The organism is Arthrobacter sp. 01L42, from assembly GCF_056400005.1.
The window spans coordinates 44,422-60,549 of record NZ_JBFTSL010000010.1; the positions used below are offsets into that span (position 1 = coordinate 44,422).

Here is a 16,128-nt window from a genome sequence, read left to right on the forward strand (position 1 = left end):
ATGTCCGAACTCCTGCCGGCACGCGCGCCCAAACGCAAGCTCGCGCTCAAGCCCTACGCCCGCGCCGTGGCACAAGTGCTGCGGGTGAGCTTCCGGGCCTCGCCAGCCGCCGTCGTCATGAAGGTCCTGGGCTCGCTGATCTCGGCACTGCTGCCGCTGGTCACGACGTACTTCGCCGCCCTGACCACCACGGCGCTGGCCGCCGCCTACGCGGGCGACGCCGACGCCGGCGCGCAGGCCGTCGTGTACGTCATCATCACCGCGGCACTCGGGCTCTTCTGGGGATCGTTCAGCAGCGTGGACCGCTACATCCAGCAGCTCATGAGTTTCCGGGTCGGCGCGATCGTCGGTGACCTGATGTACGAGCGCTTCCTGACCCTGGACTTCTGGCGCTACGACGACAAAGAAACCGTGGACCTGTACGACCGGGCGAAGCGTTTCTCCGACTCCTACGCCCGCGTCCTGGACCGGATCGCCGCGATTTTCACCCAGCTCGTCTCCGTGCTGCTGGCGATCGGCGCGCTGCTGCTGGTCAGCTGGTGGATCGCCGTGATCGTCCTGGTTGCGATCGTCCCCAGCGTCTACCTGCAGTTCAAGCTCTCCCGCGAACAGATCGCGCACTGGAACACCCAGGTCGATTCGCGCCGGCAGCGCAGGATGATCGAAACCAACCTCCTGCGGCCGCAGCACATCGCCGAGATGCGGCTTTACGGGATTGTCGGCTACCTGATGGGCCTGCGCTCCCGCCTGCGGGACGCCGATGAAAAGCGCCGGCTGGACTTCCAGAAGCGCTACATCCCCAAACAGCTCGCGGCCGATGCCCTGCAGTACGGCGCCGAGGTGGTCTCGCTGATCTGGGTGGTGGGCCAGATCATCGCCCGGGCCCAGCCGGTGGGGCAGTTCCTCTATGTCCAGCAGATTGTCAGCCGCGCCCTCTCGACCGCCAACAGCCTCGTCTCCTCACTGAGCTCAATCGACGAGGACCTGGCGAACCTCACGGACTACGAGCTCTTCATGGCCCTGCCCGTGCCGTCCGGCCACGCGCCGCCGCTGCTGCAGGCGCCGAAGACGGTGGAACTGCGGGACATCCGCTTCACCTACACCGGCAGCGAACTGGAGGTGATCCGCGGCATTTCGATGACCATCAGGCAGGGCCAGCACATCGCGATCGTGGGGGAGAACGGCGCCGGCAAGTCCACCCTGATCCGTATCCTGGCCGGGCTGTACCGTCCCGACTCCGGGCAGGTGCTGCTCGACGGCGTGGACCTCGCCGCCGTCGACGTCACCTCCTGGCACCGGCACCTGGCGGTGCTCAGCCAGGAGTTCCTGAAGTATGAATTCGCCACCGCGGCGGAAAACATCTTCTTGGGCGACGTCGATTCGCCCCGCGACGACGGACGGGTCCGGCGCTCCGCCGCGGATGCCGAGGCCCTCGAATTCATCAACAAACTGCCCAACGGCCTGGACAACCACGTCAGCAACTGGATGGAGGACCCGCGCGGGCGGAAGGGCTCCGGCCTTTCCGGCGGGCAGTGGCAGCGGCTGGCGATGGCCCGGAACTTCTACCGCGGCGCATCGTTCATGGTGATGGACGAGCCGACGTCGGCCATCGACGCGCTGGCGGAACACCGGATCTTCACGCGGCTCTTCGCTGACCGCAGCAGCACCATCATCGCCATCAGCCACCGCCTGGCCACGATCGAGAAGGCCGATGTGGTCTACATGCTCGAGGAAGGCCGCATCGTGGAACAAGGCACCCACAGGGAACTTGTGGCGCGCCGCGGCCGGTACTTCCGGATGTTCGAGTCCCAGCTCACCGTCCCGGACACCGAGAACGTCAGCGGCGAGTAAGCGGAGCGCCCTCGATGGTCGTCCGCACCCGGGCCAGGCTGGGTTCGGGCGGGACGCTGCTGAAGCCGAAGCTGACGGCGGGGCGGATGGCGGTGAGCGGGCCGGCGTCGGCGCCGTCCCAGCTGACGGTCGCGGAGTCGATGCGGTGCAGATCGGTGACCCCGTAGTATTCCCGCCGGCCGCCCTTGGCCGTGCCCGCAGTGCGCACGCCGGGGATGATTCTGCCCGCAATGGGGTTGACTGCACGCAGCCAGCGCGGATGCACCGCCAGAGCCCGGGGGACCAGCCGCGCCACTGCGCCCAGCCGGGTGCGGGACCCGAGCCGGGCGCGGATCCGCAGCGGCCCGGCGTCGACGGCGAGCTGCCCCGCCCCATGCTCTGATGCCAGGGGCACGATGCAGGTCTCGTCGAAGTTATAGACCGCGCTGATGAAGCCGGCGGCCTCGACGCTCGGTGCCAGCAGGATCCGGTGGCCGGAGGGCAGCTGGACCATCGCGTCGGTGAAGGACCCGAACGGGGACTGCGTCCACAGGCCCACCACCGTGCGCAGGCCCGATCCCGTGCCGAGTCCGGCAATGTGTCCGTCGAAGATCCAACGCTGTCCGTTACGCCAAAGCATGACGCCACAGTACGCCGAAGCGGCGCCCCGCGTCCGCTGGGATAACCTAGAGCAGTGACTTACGAGATTGAGATTGGCCGTGGCAAGCGTGGGCGTCGTGCCTACTCCCTGGATGACATTGCGATCGTCCCCAACCGGCGCACCCGTGACCCCAAGGACGTCTCCGTCTCCTGGCAGATCGATGCCTACAAGTTCGACATGCCGGTCATCGCGGCGCCGATGGATTCGGCCATGTCGCCGGAGACCGTCATCGCCCTGGGCCGCCTCGGCGGACTCGGTGTGCTCGACCTCGAAGGCCTGTGGACCCGGTACGAGAACCCGCAGTCCGTACTGGACGAAATCGCGGGCCTCGCTGACGAGACCAACAGCCCGGCCGTCACCCGGCGCATGCAGGAGCTCTACCAGGCGCCGATCCAGCCTGAGCTGATCACCTCCCGCCTCGCCGAGATCCGCGCCGCCGGCGTCACGGTGGCCGGCTCCCTGACCCCGCAGCGCACGCAGGAACACTACAAGACCGTGGTGGCCGCCGGCGTCGACATCTTCGTCATCCGCGGGACCACTGTCTCGGCCGAGCACGTCTCCAAGGACCACGAGCCGCTGAACCTCAAGCAGTTCATCTACGAACTCGACGTCCCCGTGATCGTCGGCGGGGCGGCCGGCTACACCCCGGCCCTGCACCTGATGCGCACCGGCGCCGCCGGCGTGCTGGTCGGCTTCGGCGGCGGAGCCACCACCACCACCCGGCGCGCCCTGGGCATCCACTCGCCCATGGCCTCCGCGATCTCCGACGTCGCGGCGGCCCGCCGGGACTACATGGACGAGTCCGGCGGACGCTACGTCCATGTGATCGCCGACGGCGGCATGGGCTCCTCCGGCGACATCGTCAAAGCCATCGCCATGGGCGCCGACGCCGTGATGCTGGGCAGCGCCCTGGCCCGCGCCGACGAAGCCCCCGGCAAGGGCTGGCACTGGGGCCAGGAAGCCCACCACCTCGAACTGCCCCGCGGCGACAGGGTCAACGTGGGAACGGTCGGGCCGCTCGAAGAGGTTCTGTTCGGGCCCGGCCACCACACCAACGGCACCTCCAACCTCGTCGGCGCGCTGCGCCGTTCAATGGCTACCACCGGCTACTCGGACCTGAAGGAATTCCAGCGCGTCGACGTCGTCGTCTCGCCGTACGCCGGCAACTGAAACCGCGCGCGGGCCGTTGAGGGCCCTGCCCATCCGGGAAACTTGGACGTAGTCTGGTGCCCTACGAGGTTTGATCCGGATGGAGGCGTGACATGAACAGTTTTCCCGGCGGTTCTGCCGAGGCCGGAGGTGCCCTCGGGCCAACGGCTCGCGAGGCTTCAATCACTGTGCTCAGGGGCAGCACCGCCCCCGGCAAAGAGCTCGACATCCTGATCGTGGGCGGAGGCATCGTGGGTGCCGGCGCCGCCCTCGACGCCGTGACCCGCGGGCTCAGTGTCGGCATCGTCGAGGCGAACGACTGGGCTGCGGGGACGTCGTCGCGGTCCTCGAAGCTCATCCACGGTGGCCTCCGGTACCTCGAAATGCTCGACTTCGGCCTGGTCAAAGAGGCACTGCATGAGCGCGGCCTCATTCTCTCCGTCCTGGCGCCGCACCTGGCCCGGCCGGTCCCGTTCCTGTACCCGCTCCACAAACCGTTCCTGGAGCGGCCCTATGTCGGCGCCGGAATCGCCCTGTACGACGCGATGTCCATCACCGGCGGGCACAGCCGCGGCGTCCCCTTCCACAAGCACCTGTCCCGGCGAGGGACCCTGCGGGCCGCCCCCAGCCTCAAGGACGACGCCTTCGTCGGATCCATCCGCTACTACGACGGCCAGGTCGACGACGCCAAGTACGTCGCCAACCTCGTGCGGACCGCGGCGCACTACGGCGCCCACGCGGTCAACCAGATGTCGGTTGTGGACTTCGTGCGCGAGGGCGAGCGCGTGGTCGGCGCCAAGGTGGTCAATCACGAGGACGGCTCCAGCTTCAAAATCCGCGCCAAGCAGGTCATCAACGCCACCGGGGTCTGGACGGACGAGACCCAGGCCATGGTGACAGACCGCGGGCAGCTCAAGGTGCGGGCGTCCAAGGGCATCCACCTCGTGGTGCCCCGCGACCGGATCCAGTCCACGGTGGGGCTGATCCTGCGGACCGAGAAATCCGTGCTCTTCGTGATCCCCTGGGGCAGGCACTGGATCATCGGGACCACTGACACCGACTGGCACCTCGACAAGGCCCACCCCGCGGCCTCCAGCAAGGACATCGACTACCTGCTCGAGCACGTCAACAAGGTCCTCAAGCGCCCGCTGACCCGCGAGGACGTCGAGGGCGTCTACGCGGGGCTGCGGCCGCTGCTGGCCGGCGAAAGCGATTCCACCGCGAAGCTCTCCCGCGAACACGTGGTGGCCCACCCCGTGCCGGGTCTCGTGGTGGTGGCGGGCGGTAAATGGACCACCTACCGGGTCATGGCCAAGGACGCCGTCGACGAGGCGACGCGCAGCATGGACGAGCGTGTCCCGGCCAGCTGCACGGAATCCGTCCCGTTGCTGGGGGCGAGCGGTTTCAAGGCCGCGTGGAACCAGCGGAACCGGATGGCGGAGGAGACCGGCGTCCACGTTGCCCGGATCGAACACCTTCTCAACCGCTACGGTGCCATGACGCCGGAGGTCCTGGCGCTCATCGCCGACAGCCCGGAACTGGCCGAGCCGTTGCCGGGCGCTGACGACTACCTGGCCGCCGAAGCCGTCTACGCGGCCACGCACGAGGGCGCCCGGCACGTCCAGGACGTCCTGACCCGCCGCACCCGGATTTCGATTGAGGCGTGGGACCGCGGTGTGTCCGCCGCTCCGGTAGTCGCTAAACTAATGGGAGACGTTCTCGGCTGGAGTGATGCGCAGCGCGAGGGCGAAATCAAGCACTATCTGGCCCGGGTTGATGCCGAGCGCCTGAGCCAACAGCAGCCGGACGACGAATCCGCCGACGCCGCACGGCTGGGCGTGGAGGACATCGTGCCCCTGCGCTAAGACTCAGCGCCGGCCGGCAGTGCAGGATTGCAACGCTAGTCATTGGACTGCCGGCCGGCGTCACTGACGCCACTTCGAAGGGACATCTCTTGGCGGAACCACTGGACCGGTACGACGCCGAGCTCACCACACCCGAGATGGTGATCCTCGAAATGGATGCCACGGACAAGCTCGACGCCACTGCCCAGCTCGCTGAACGCATGCATGCTGCCGGACGAATCTCCGATCTCGAGGGCTTCCTCAAGCAGGTCAATGCCCGGGAGCACCAGCTCGCAACCGGCCTGCCCGGCGGTGTCGGCCTGCCGCACGCCCGCAGCGAGCTCGTGTCACAGACATCCATCGCGGTCGGCATCACGAAGTACGGCAGGGCGCTGGACTTCGGCGCGGCCGACGGCCCGGCCACGGTGATTCTGCTCATCGCCACCCCGGCGAGCTCCTTTTCCGATCACCTCGAAGTGCTCGCGACGCTGGCACGCTCACTGTCGAAAGAGTCCTTCCGCGAATCGCTCCGCCGCGCCTACGACGCCGAAGTGATCGCCGAACTGATCAATTCCAGCCTGGTGTTCTTCGACCACTAAGATTGGGGCAGGCCCTATCGTGTCGACTCCGTCGCCACGTAGGGACCCGGCTGCCCCACTCTAGGGGCAGGCCCTTTCGTGTCGACTCCGTCGCCACGTAGGGACCCGGCTGCCCCACTCTCGATGGCCCGTTTCGCTGTTCTACACAGGGACGAAGTACCTTTAAGGGGTGCTGAAAACTGCCCTCAAACCCCGCTGGATCGCAGGACTCGTGTTCGCGATCGCCATTTCCGGGGTCTTTGTGCTGCTCAGCCAGTGGCAGTTCGGCCGTTCAACGCAGGCCGAAGCCCCGGTCTCCACCACAACGGAGCAAACGCGGCAGCTGACCTCGGTCCTGCAGCCGGGTGGGTTCTTCCCCGGATCCGTGGCTGACCAGATGGTCTCCGCCACCGGCAGCTACGACCCCCAGAAGCAGGTCCTCGTCCCCGGCCGGCTCAATGACGGGGCGAAGGGCTACTGGATCGTGTCGGCCTTCGCCGTCAAGGATGCCCCGGCCCTGAAAGGCGGCGGGGCCACACCGCAGACCTGGATTCCGGTCGCACGCGGATGGGTGGCGGATCCCGCGGACGCCGTGGCGCCGCCGTCGGGCACCATCGAACTGACCGGGCGGCTGTTGCCGTCCGAGTCCCCGCTGCCGCGGACGGATCCCGGACCCGGCCGCGCCAGCGCCGTCTCGGTTGCCGAACTCATCAACGACTGGAACGTCAGCAGCTACCCGGGCTTTGTCGCAGCGACCACCGAACTGGCCGGCGGCACCGACGTCGGGGCCGCGGCCGCAGGCGGCGACGTCAAACCCCTCCGGATCGGCCCGCAGCCGCCCGCGCAGCAGGTCAACTGGCTCAACCTCTTTTATTCCGTGGAATGGGTGGTCTTCGCTGGTTTCGCGTTGTTCATCTGGTGGCGGCTCGTCAAGGACGACTACCGCCGCGACCTCGAAGACGCGCTCGACGAGGAAACGGCCGGCGAAGAGCCCCCAACCGACCGCCACGCGGCCCACCACCAGGCGGCCCACCACAACGCGGCCCACCATAACGCGGCCCAAGCGCCCGCCGAATCCCATCCCACAGCCCCCCAACCCACAGACCCGAGAGTGCAATCATGATCGAGCCCCAGCCCGCCATCCAGCCGCAGTCCACCAACGGCACGGGGAAAGCCGGGAAGAAGCGCCGCTTCGGCGGCACCGAGGCCCAAATCCGGTCCGCCCTGAAGTTCTACAAGGTGCTCGCCTACCTGACGGGCACGATGCTGCTGCTGCTCTGCGCCGAACTGATCGCCCGGTACGGCTTCGGTCAGTACCTCTTCGCCGGCGGCACCAACGCCGTCACCGGCCAGCCGTTCGGCCTCGGATTCGCAGACGCCGAGCCGCCAGGGGTGATCGGGGGCGTCAACCTCTCCATCACGGTCCTGATCGTGCACGGCTGGATGTACGTCGTGTACCTGATTTCCAACTTCCGGCTGTGGTCGCTCATGCGCTGGCCGTTCACCAAGCTGGTGGTTATGGCCCTCGGTGGCGTCGTGCCGTTCCTGTCCTTCTTCGTCGAGAAGAAGTTCCACGCCGAGGTCGAGGCCGAACTCGCAGCAAACCCGCAGGCGCCCCAGCGGTACTGAACCCCTCCTGGCCCGGCGCCCTTCCTGATCCGTCCTGATCAGTCCTTCCGGGTCAGCGACTCGACGCCGGCGGCCGCCGGCGGGCATGTGAGTTCGCTTACCTCGGCCCGCGATTCGGGCCCGCACCGGCTTCTCAATGTGCGGGCGGGCAGCGGCGCAAAGTAGGCTAGTGGGGTGACTACTCCCACTGCATCCCAGACGTCCCACAGGCCGGTTCTGGTTGTTGACTACGGTGCCCAGTACGCGCAGCTGATTGCCCGCCGCGTCCGGGAAGCGAATGTGTATTCGGAAGTGGTTCCGCATACGTACAGCACCGAGCAGCTGCTGGCCAAGAATCCCGCCGCGATCATCCTCTCGGGAGGGCCCTCGAGCGTCTACGCCGACGGCGCCCCCAGCGTCGGTGCCGACCTCTTCGAGGCCGGCGTCCCGGTCTTCGGCATCTGCTACGGCTTCCAGGCCATGGCCAACGCCCTCGGCGGCAAGGTGGCCCAGACGGGCCTGCGCGAATACGGCGCCACCGAGACCACCACCCTCGGCGAGGGCCGCTCCATCCTGGCCGGCATGCCCCAGCACCAGAGCACCTGGATGAGCCACGGCGACTCCGTCCACGAAGCCCCCGAGGGCTTTGAGGTCCTGGCGACGACGGCGGGCGCCGACGTCGCGGCCTTCGCCAATGAGGACAAGCGCCTCTACGGCGTCCAGTGGCACCCCGAGGTCAAGCACTCGGCCTACGGCCAGCAGGTCCTGGAAAACTTCCTCTTCAAGGGCGCCGGGCTGGAACCGAACTGGACCACCGGCAACATTCTGGAAGAGCAGGTCCAGCGGATCCGTGACCAGATCGGCGACGCCAGGGTCATCTGCGGCCTCTCCGGCGGCGTCGACTCGGCTGTGGCCGCCGCCCTGGTACAGCGCGCCGTCGGCGACCAGCTGACCTGCGTCTTCGTGGACCACGGGCTGTTGCGCGAGGGCGAAGCCGAACAGGTCGAACGCGACTTCGTGGCCGCCACCGGCGTCAAGCTCTACGTCGCCAACGAGCAGGAGCGCTTCCTGAGCGCCCTAGCCGGCGTCAGCGATCCCGAGACCAAACGCAAGATCATCGGCCGCGAATTCATCCGCGCCTTCGAGGAAGCCGAACTGGCGATCATCGCCGAGGCAGCGGCGCACGGGGAAAAGATCAAGTTCCTCGTCCAGGGCACCCTGTACCCCGACGTCGTCGAATCCGGCGGCGGCGAGGGTGCGGCCAACATCAAGAGCCACCACAACGTGGGCGGGCTCCCCGAGGACCTGCAGTTTGAACTGGTTGAACCACTGCGCGCCCTGTTCAAGGACGAGGTCCGCGCGGTCGGTGCCCAGCTCGGCCTGCCGCAGGAAATCGTCGGACGCCAGCCGTTCCCCGGCCCGGGCCTCGGCATCCGGATTGTTGGCGATGTCACCAAGGAACGCCTGGACCTGCTCCGCAAGGCCGACGCGATCGCCCGCGCCGAGCTGACCGCGGCCGGACTGGATGACGAAGTGTGGCAGATGCCCGTGGTGCTGCTGGCGGACGTCCGCAGCGTGGGCGTCCAGGGCGACGGCCGCACTTACGGACACCCGATTGTCCTGCGCCCCGTGTCCTCCGAGGACGCCATGACCGCCGACTGGTCGCGGCTGCCCTACGATCTCCTGGCCCGGATTTCCAACCGGATCACCAACGAGGTGGAAGGCGTCAACCGCGTGGTGCTGGATGTGACCAGCAAGCCGCCGGGAACCATCGAGTGGGAATAGCAATCTGAGTGGCCGGCCTTTCGAGGCCGGCCATTTCATTTTGTTCCTGACAATGTTTCTGACAATTCAGCCTGAATTTCGCACCGCCCAGTGTTGCGGCCCCGCACCTGCGGGGGATTCGGGCTACCCTCGAAAGCATGCCGGTATGGTCCAAGGCGTCCCGCGCGAGCCTGGCAACCGCGAGCACACAAGATGCGGCCAGGGAAAGCGCGGACGCAACACAGACGAGCGTTGATACGACGAACCCGCCAGAGTCGAGCCCGCCGCGGTCCGGCACAGAGAAGTCGAGCACAGAAAAGAAGGCAGAAGTGTCAGTTGGTCAAGGCCACCCCGAGGGCTCCGAGGAGTTCAGGAAATGGCTGTCGGGGCTCAAGCCCGTCACCGGTGCAGATACCATGCTGCGCTTCACCAAGACGCCCGAAGGCTCAATTGACCTGACTCATGCCCATCCCTCGGGGCTCGCCCAGCTGATGGCAGGGCGGCGTACCCGGCTCTCGACCCTGATCCGCGACCGCCAGCAATTCGTTGTCGCGGCCCGGGCATCGCGCAACCTGCGCTCCAAGATTTTCGAACTCGCCAATGACCGCGGCATCGACGCGGGGTATTTCTCCGCCGGCACGGTCGTCTGGACGTCCGCCGTCGGCGGTAAGCCGCAACGGATCTCGGCCCCGGTCATGCTCACCGCCATATCCCTCACGGTGCGCCCTGGGGAGGACGACTATGAGTTGCAGCTCACCGAACAGGCGCAGATCAACCCGGCGCTGGTCCGGCACCTCAAGACCGTCCACGGGATCGTTTTCGACGTCAACGCGGTGACGAGGATGGCGTACAGCACGGCCCGTTACGACCCGCAGCCCGTTCTGGACCGCCTGGGCACCCTGGTCCAGCCGATTCACGGCGCGGAGGTCGAACACAACCTGCTCGTCTCCACGTTCGCCGACCTCTCCGGCAACCTCGATGATCCGTGGATCAACCAGAACAACCCCCTGGTCACCGCGCTGGCTCGGTCCGGTTCCGGCGAACTGGTCGACGTGCCTGCTCTGGAACCCGGCCGCTTCCCCAGCACGGACGACCGTGACCCCGCGGACGAGCTTCTGCTGCTCGACGCCGACACGGACCAGCAGTATGTGGTCGACGCCGTCCGGGCGGGCGACTCGCTGGTGGTCAGCAGCCCGCCGGGCACGGGCCAGACCCAGACAGTCATCAACACCATCGGCGCCCTGGTGGACGAGGGCAAGTCCGTCCTGGTGGTTGGTGACAGGCGGGCCAGCCTCGCCGAGATCTCCGGGCAGCTGGATGGCCTTGGCCTGGATTCGGTCCTCTTGCAGCTGACGGGCAGCGCCAGCCCGCTGCAGCTGAAGGGCCAGCTGGTCCGGGCGATTGTCCGCAACGAGAAGTCGCTGCAGCCGCAACTGAGCAACCTTCACGCCACCCTGACCGGGCACCGCCACGCCCTCATGGACCACGTAGCCTCCCTGCACAACGTCCGGGCGCGCTGGGGTTGCTCGCCGTATGAGGCCATGCAGTCCCTTGCAGAGCTGACCTCCATCCAGCCGGCACCGGCGACGACCGTCCGGCTCAAGCGCAGCGTGCTGGACAATATCCGGGACCGGGAGGAGCTCGCAGGCCGGCTCCGCCGCGCCGCCGAGCTCGGCAGCTTCAGCCGCGCGTCGACCACCAGCCCCTGGCACGGCGCGCGCCTGCTGACCCGCAAGGAGACGCAGGAAGCGCAGGGCGTTGCCCAGTCCGTTTCGGAAAAACTCCCGTTGCTGCGCGGGCGCATGGATGCCGTGGCGGAACACGCAGAGATCCGGCTCGGCCGGACCTTCGCCGAATGGGGCGAGCAGATCGAACTTCTCGTGGCCGTCCGCGAAAGTCTGGACAAGTTCACTCCCGACATCTTTGACCGGCCCGTCCACGACCTGATCTCGGCCACCGCGTCCTCCGCCTGGCGCAGGGAACGCGGGATCGAAATGCCGTCCATGCAGCGCTCACGCCTGCGCAGGGTGGCCAAGGAGTACGTCCGGCCCGGCGTGCACATCGCGGACCTGCACAGCTCCCTGGTCCTCGTGCAGGAACAGCGCGCCGCCTGGTCCGGCTACGCGACCACGCAGCGGCACCCGGCCGTGCCGTCCGGGCTGGCTGAAATCAGCGGCCTTTACCGGGAGCTCGCAGCGGAACTGGCTGAACTGGGCCTGGCTGTCAAGCACACCGCTGCCGGCGGCGACTTGGACCGCGCACCCTACGACGAACTCCTGCCCCGGGTGCGGCGGCTCGTCGCCGACACCGCGACCCTTGAAACCCTTCCGGAGCGCACGCTGCTCGTCGAAAGCATGCGAGAGCACGGCCTGGGCGAGCTTCTCGCCGACCTTGCCGAGCGCGAGGTCCCGGAGGGGTCGGTGACCGCCGAACTTGAGCTGGCCTGGTGGCAGTCGGCCCTGGAGGCCATGATCAGCGGCGATGACTACCTCGCCATGTCCGACGGCGACGCCCTGCGCCAGCTTGAGGCGGAGTACCGACTGGCGGACAACGCCCATATCGCCAGCGGCGCTGCCCGGCTGCGCTGGAACCTGTCCGAGCGCTGGCGCACTGCCATCTCGGCGTACCCCCGCCAGGCCGAGCTGTTGCGCAGCCTGCTGAAGGACGGCCGGGTGACCCTGGCCGCCTTGAGCGGCCAGGCGCAGGAGCTGCTGCCCACACTGGTACCGGTGTGGTCCGTCAGCCCCTACCTCATGACGGGTCTGCTGCCGATCGAGCAGACCTTCGATGCCGTCGTGATCCTCGACGCCGAGACGACCTCGTTGCAGGCCGTCCTCCCGGCGATCGCCCGGTCCCGGCAGGTCATCGCCTTCGGCGACGAACAGATCGCCAGCCCCCGGACCTTTACCGTGGGCGTCGAACGGCTCGCCGCGGGGGAGAGCTCCTACCAAAGCGTTGAGAGCTCGTACCGGGCACTCTCTGCCGTGCTTCCGGTCTGGAACCTGAGGACCGTGTACCGTGCGGTCGATGAAGACCTGGTGCGCCAGCTCAGCAAGAGTTTTTACGGCGGGGAACTCACCCGCCTCCCGGAGGGCCAATCTGCCACAGGGCTGGACCGTACCCTCAGCGTGGAGTACCTCCCCGACGGCACGGGGCTGCCCAGCGCTGACCACGACGGCGTCGAATCGGTTGTTGCCGAGGTCAACCGCGCGGTGGAGCTGGTCTTCGAGCACGCCCGGCTCCGCCCCCGGACGTCGCTGGCCGTGGTGACCGGCAGCCTTCGCCATGCCGCCCGGATCGGCGAGGCCATCAGGGCGCAACTGCCCAACTACCCCATGCTGGGCAGCTTCTTCACTGCGGGGGATGAGTCCTTCCGCGTAGTGGATCTGGAACGGGCCCAGGGCCTTGTCCGCGACCACGTCATTTTTTCCCCGGGCTATGGCCGCACCCCGCATGGGCGCACCCTCCACAGCCTCGGGCCGCTTTCCGCCGAAGGTGGCCGAGCAAAATTCGCCCTGGCGATGACGCGTGCCCGCCGGTCCCTGCACGTGCTCAGCTGCTTCCGGCCCGAAGACCTTGATGTCAGCCGCCTCAGCCACGGCGCCGTGGACTTCTACGAGCTCCTGGACCGTGAGATCGCGGGCAACACGGATCTTGGCAGCCCCGCCTCCCGGGCTGCGGCCAGCGAGCAGGCGCTCGGCGCCGATCCGCTCGTGGCCGACCTGGGTGACCGGCTCCGGGCCCGCGGGGCACGGGTGTGGCACCAGTACGACGGCGTCCTGAACATGGTGGCGGCCGCCGATCCGATGACCACGATCGGCCAGGACGATGCGGAGATTCCCCGTCCGGTGGCGATCGAGTCGGATGGCACCAGCCACTACCGGCGGATGAGCGTCCGCGAACGGAGCAGGCTCAGGCCGCAGCTCCTGGAGCGGCTTGGCTGGCGGTACATGCCCCTATGGACCATAGAGGTCTTCACCGACCCCTCGGCCTGCGCCGACCGGATTGGCGGCTACCTCGGGTTGGAGAAGCCCGCCGTGTCCAGCCGGCTGCGGACATCGCACGGGTTCTTCGACGACGGCATCGAACACCTGGCGATCGACGAGGCGCGGGCCGCCGAGTACCACGTGGCGGCCGAACCCTCGGGACAGGTGTTCCGCGGCCACGAAACTGCCGGCCAAGAATTCCGCCGGCAGGCACCAGCATCAGCAATGACAGGCAATACAGGCAGTAAGGAGGCCGGCGGCATGAGTGCGGACGGCATCACTAGCAACATCGGCAAGACCGGCAAGACCGGCAAGACCGGCAACACGAACGACACCGGCAACACGAACGACGCCGGCGCCACCGGCGCCCGCGAAGCCCGCGAAGCCGGCGCGGCGGGCGCCTCGGCCGACACCGCGGGGCCGAAGCCCGGTGAGTCGACGGGGGCCGCGGCCGACACCGCAGGGTCGAAGGCCGGCGAATCGACCGGGGAATCGACCGGCGACGGGCCGGACCAGGAGCCAGCGAAGGAGACATCCCGCCGTTCGGAGGCACAGGCCACCGTTCCGGAGGGTGTGCTGCCGAACAAAGCGGCGGAAGACGACCCCCGGCGCTGGGGTGACCAGCCTGATAATTACGATCACGACGCCTGGCTCCAGGAACAGAAGCCGCCGCACTGGGGCTGACGGGCCGCGCCCGCAGCCCAGAGCCTGCGGGCGCGGCCCGCGTCGGAGCCTACGGCCCGGGCCACTGGCCCGGCGGAAACGCCCTGCTGGCTGGACGGCTAGCCCGGCGGTGACGCCACAAGCACGAAAAACAATTTGCCCTGGGTAGACGCGCCCGCCAGCCTACGGGCCTGGTCGGCCGTCGCTGCCACCACCACCAGCCCGTCAGTCTCCGCAGTGGCGGGCCAGGAGCCGGCTTTGCCGCCCTGCGTCGACGTCCAGAGCACTGGTACGGCTTCGGCCAGGATTTGGCTTTCGCCGGCTGCCGGGGCTGCCCGCAGGAATAAGGCCGGGTGGCACGCTGATCCTACTGAGATCGCCGGGTTCCAGGGACTTTCCAGCGGGCAGATCGGCCGCGGCGGCGAAGGCTGCGACAGTGTCAGTGGGCGTTGGAGCCAGTTGCTGAACTGTCAGTCCGGCGGGGATGCAGAACAGGAGGGCCGCGATAAGCCGCCGGTTCCGGTTCAGCCAGCCGCGCAGGCGGCGCCACGACGGACGGCCGCGGGGCGGACGCCGGCGGGGTTTCACGGGACCGATCCGGCTCCGGAACGGAAGGCCTGCGGCGGAAAACGTGGCGGCAGGAAGGCTCGTTGGACGGATACCGGTACGGGACCAGCGGCCGGGGCCAGCTTCAGGCATTGCGGCGCGGAAAGGCCTGAACAAAGGCGTGGAAGACGGCACAGGCGCCGCCGGGGCAGCCGTCTTGAACGAAGGCGGGGAAACCGCGGTGAGGAAAAGTTCCATGCCGCCACGCTACGGATCTGCGCAGAGCGGCGGCAGCTGCGGAACGTCCTATGTGGACAACGGCAACAGCGGCAACGGCAACAGCGGACAGGGATTCAGGCAGTGCCGAGAATCAGCCGGCCGTAGCCCAGCCGGCGGCCGGTGCCAACCCGGCAGGTGCCTTAGCTGGCCGCTGCGGCGGGCGCGGGGGTGGCCGCGGGAGTTGCAGGAGCCGGGGAAACCGTGCTGCCCTTGGCGTCGCGCGAATCGGTCCGGTAGAAGCCGGAGCCCTTGAACACTACGCCGACGCTGTTGAACTTCTTGCGCAGCGTGCCCTGGCACTCGGGGCAGGACGTCAAGGAGCTGTCGCTGAACGACTGCACGATCTCGAAGGCGTGGCTGCAGTCCTTGCAGGCGTATGCATACGTGGGCACTGGAAATCCTCCTCAGGGGCAAACGAGCAGGTCCCGTGCTGCGGAGTCCGGATCACCGCCGATATGTCTATCGACCTGTTCCGTCCTTAGCAGTCTCAGGGCCTGAGTGCCAATTCTATCACCTTGGCGGGAACCCGGATCAGGCAGGCCGGGATCGGCCGAGCCGGACGATCCCGCCCGGGGTCAGCGCCGTGTCGACTTTCCGGTCGAACGACTCCGCGGGGATGCTGCCTGCGGGCAGCACCTCCGTGTCATAGACGACGGCGGCAGTCGGCAACGCGACAGCGTCGGCCGCAGCGTCGGCCGCCCCGGCGTCCGCCCCGCCGGACGCGGAGGACATGGCAGCCAGGGCGGCAAGGAACTTGTCGTAGTAGCCGCCGCCTTGCCCGATTCGGTTGCCCGAGAAATCCACCGCGGTGGCCGGCAGGAAGATTGCGGTGGCGTCCCGCATGACTTCGGTACCGTGGCGCTCTCCGACAGGCTCCTGGATGGGCGCGTAGCGGCTGCGGACAAACCCGGACTGGGGAGTCCAATACACCCAGCTGAGCTCGATGTCGGGTTCGCAAACGGGCAGCAGCACCCGGTGCCCGGCCTCGACCAAGGCAGTCAGCAGTGGCAGCGTGGGCGGTTCGGCGCCCACCCCGAGGTACGCCGCGAAGGTGCCCTGGCGGCCGCGGGCAAGCCCGGAGGCCCACGCGAGCCCGTGCCTGGCGATGCCCGCCGCGGCGGTGTCTTGTGCGGCCAGCGGGAGTGCGGAACGCGCCGCCCTGTGGCTGGAGCGAATTTCCTCTTTTGACGCCATCTTGGCCCGTCCTCTGCCTCTTGCGG

Annotated in this window: 11 protein-coding genes; 8 read left to right on the plus strand and 3 right to left on the minus strand. The window is 68.1% G+C overall.

Annotated elements, in window-relative coordinates:
- Complete coding sequence (locus AC1DN2_RS10630; RefSeq protein ID WP_476850304.1) at positions 1-1,851, plus strand: ABC transporter ATP-binding protein; 1,851 nt, start codon at positions 1-3, stop codon at positions 1,849-1,851.
- Here the strand turns inward: AC1DN2_RS10630 and AC1DN2_RS10635 are convergent.
- On the minus strand, positions 1,838-2,470 hold the full coding sequence (locus AC1DN2_RS10635) for a hypothetical protein (RefSeq protein WP_476850305.1): 633 nt from the start codon (positions 2,468-2,470) through the stop codon (positions 1,838-1,840). The two genes, AC1DN2_RS10630 and AC1DN2_RS10635, sit on opposite strands and share 14 nt — an antisense overlap.
- Positions 2,471-2,524: 54 nt before the next feature.
- Here AC1DN2_RS10635 and AC1DN2_RS10640 point away from each other — a divergent pair, with 54 nt between their 5' ends.
- The 7 genes from AC1DN2_RS10640 to AC1DN2_RS10670 all read left to right on the plus strand — a co-directional run bounded on the left by AC1DN2_RS10640 (position 2,525) and on the right by AC1DN2_RS10670 (position 14,104).
- On the plus strand, positions 2,525-3,661 hold the full coding sequence (locus AC1DN2_RS10640) for a GuaB3 family IMP dehydrogenase-related protein (RefSeq protein WP_230007196.1): 1,137 nt from the start codon (positions 2,525-2,527) through the stop codon (positions 3,659-3,661).
- Positions 3,662-3,753: 92 nt separating this feature from the next.
- Positions 3,754-5,505: a glycerol-3-phosphate dehydrogenase/oxidase gene (locus AC1DN2_RS10645; RefSeq protein WP_476850306.1), complete on the plus strand. Its 1,752-nt coding sequence runs from the start codon at positions 3,754-3,756 to the stop codon at positions 5,503-5,505.
- An 89-nt stretch (positions 5,506-5,594) separates the two neighbouring features.
- Positions 5,595-6,083: a PTS sugar transporter subunit IIA gene (locus AC1DN2_RS10650; RefSeq protein WP_028275739.1), complete on the plus strand. Its 489-nt coding sequence runs from the start codon at positions 5,595-5,597 to the stop codon at positions 6,081-6,083.
- Between the two features lie 169 nt (positions 6,084-6,252).
- Entirely contained in the window at positions 6,253-7,185 is a 933-nt protein-coding gene (locus AC1DN2_RS10655) for an SURF1 family protein (RefSeq protein WP_476850307.1), read from the plus strand.
- Positions 7,182-7,691 (plus strand): DUF3817 domain-containing protein, encoded by a 510-nt coding sequence (locus AC1DN2_RS10660; protein ID WP_028275738.1) that lies wholly within the window; start codon positions 7,182-7,184, stop codon positions 7,689-7,691. The genes AC1DN2_RS10655 and AC1DN2_RS10660 overlap by 4 nt, the downstream gene beginning before the upstream one ends.
- Positions 7,692-7,865: 174 nt before the next feature.
- Complete coding sequence (guaA, locus tag AC1DN2_RS10665; protein WP_079550220.1) at positions 7,866-9,455, plus strand: glutamine-hydrolyzing GMP synthase; 1,590 nt, start codon at positions 7,866-7,868, stop codon at positions 9,453-9,455.
- 308 nt (positions 9,456-9,763) lie between these two features.
- Positions 9,764-14,104 carry an AAA family ATPase gene (locus AC1DN2_RS10670; protein ID WP_476850308.1) on the plus strand — a complete coding sequence of 1,447 codons (4,341 nt, stop codon included), beginning with the start codon at positions 9,764-9,766 and terminating at the stop codon, positions 14,102-14,104.
- Positions 14,105-15,048: 944 nt separating this feature from the next.
- Here the strand turns inward: AC1DN2_RS10670 and AC1DN2_RS10675 are convergent.
- Together AC1DN2_RS10675 and AC1DN2_RS10680 are read right to left on the minus strand one after the other, a co-directional pair.
- On the minus strand, positions 15,049-15,300 hold the full coding sequence (locus tag AC1DN2_RS10675; RefSeq protein ID WP_476850309.1) for an FmdB family zinc ribbon protein: 252 nt from the start codon (positions 15,298-15,300) through the stop codon (positions 15,049-15,051).
- Between the two features lie 139 nt (positions 15,301-15,439).
- On the minus strand, positions 15,440-16,102 hold the full coding sequence (locus AC1DN2_RS10680) for a 5-formyltetrahydrofolate cyclo-ligase (RefSeq protein ID WP_476850310.1): 663 nt from the start codon (positions 16,100-16,102) through the stop codon (positions 15,440-15,442).
- Positions 16,103-16,128: the final 26 nt, after the last annotated feature.

Excerpts from the sequence above, each read along its gene's own strand:
- AC1DN2_RS10630 (WP_476850304.1), top strand. The coding sequence starts at position 1 with ATGTCCGAACTCCTGCCGGCACGCGCGCCCAAACGCAAGCTCGCGCTC.
- AC1DN2_RS10645 (WP_476850306.1), top strand. The coding sequence starts at position 3,754 with ATGAACAGTTTTCCCGGCGGTTCTGCCGAGGCCGGAGGTGCCCTCGGG.
- AC1DN2_RS10635 (WP_476850305.1), bottom strand. The coding sequence starts at position 2,470 with ATGCTTTGGCGTAACGGACAGCGTTGGATCTTCGACGGACACATTGCC.
- AC1DN2_RS10680 (WP_476850310.1), bottom strand. The coding sequence starts at position 16,102 with ATGGCGTCAAAAGAGGAAATTCGCTCCAGCCACAGGGCGGCGCGTTCC.
- AC1DN2_RS10660 (WP_028275738.1), top strand. The coding sequence starts at position 7,182 with ATGATCGAGCCCCAGCCCGCCATCCAGCCGCAGTCCACCAACGGCACG.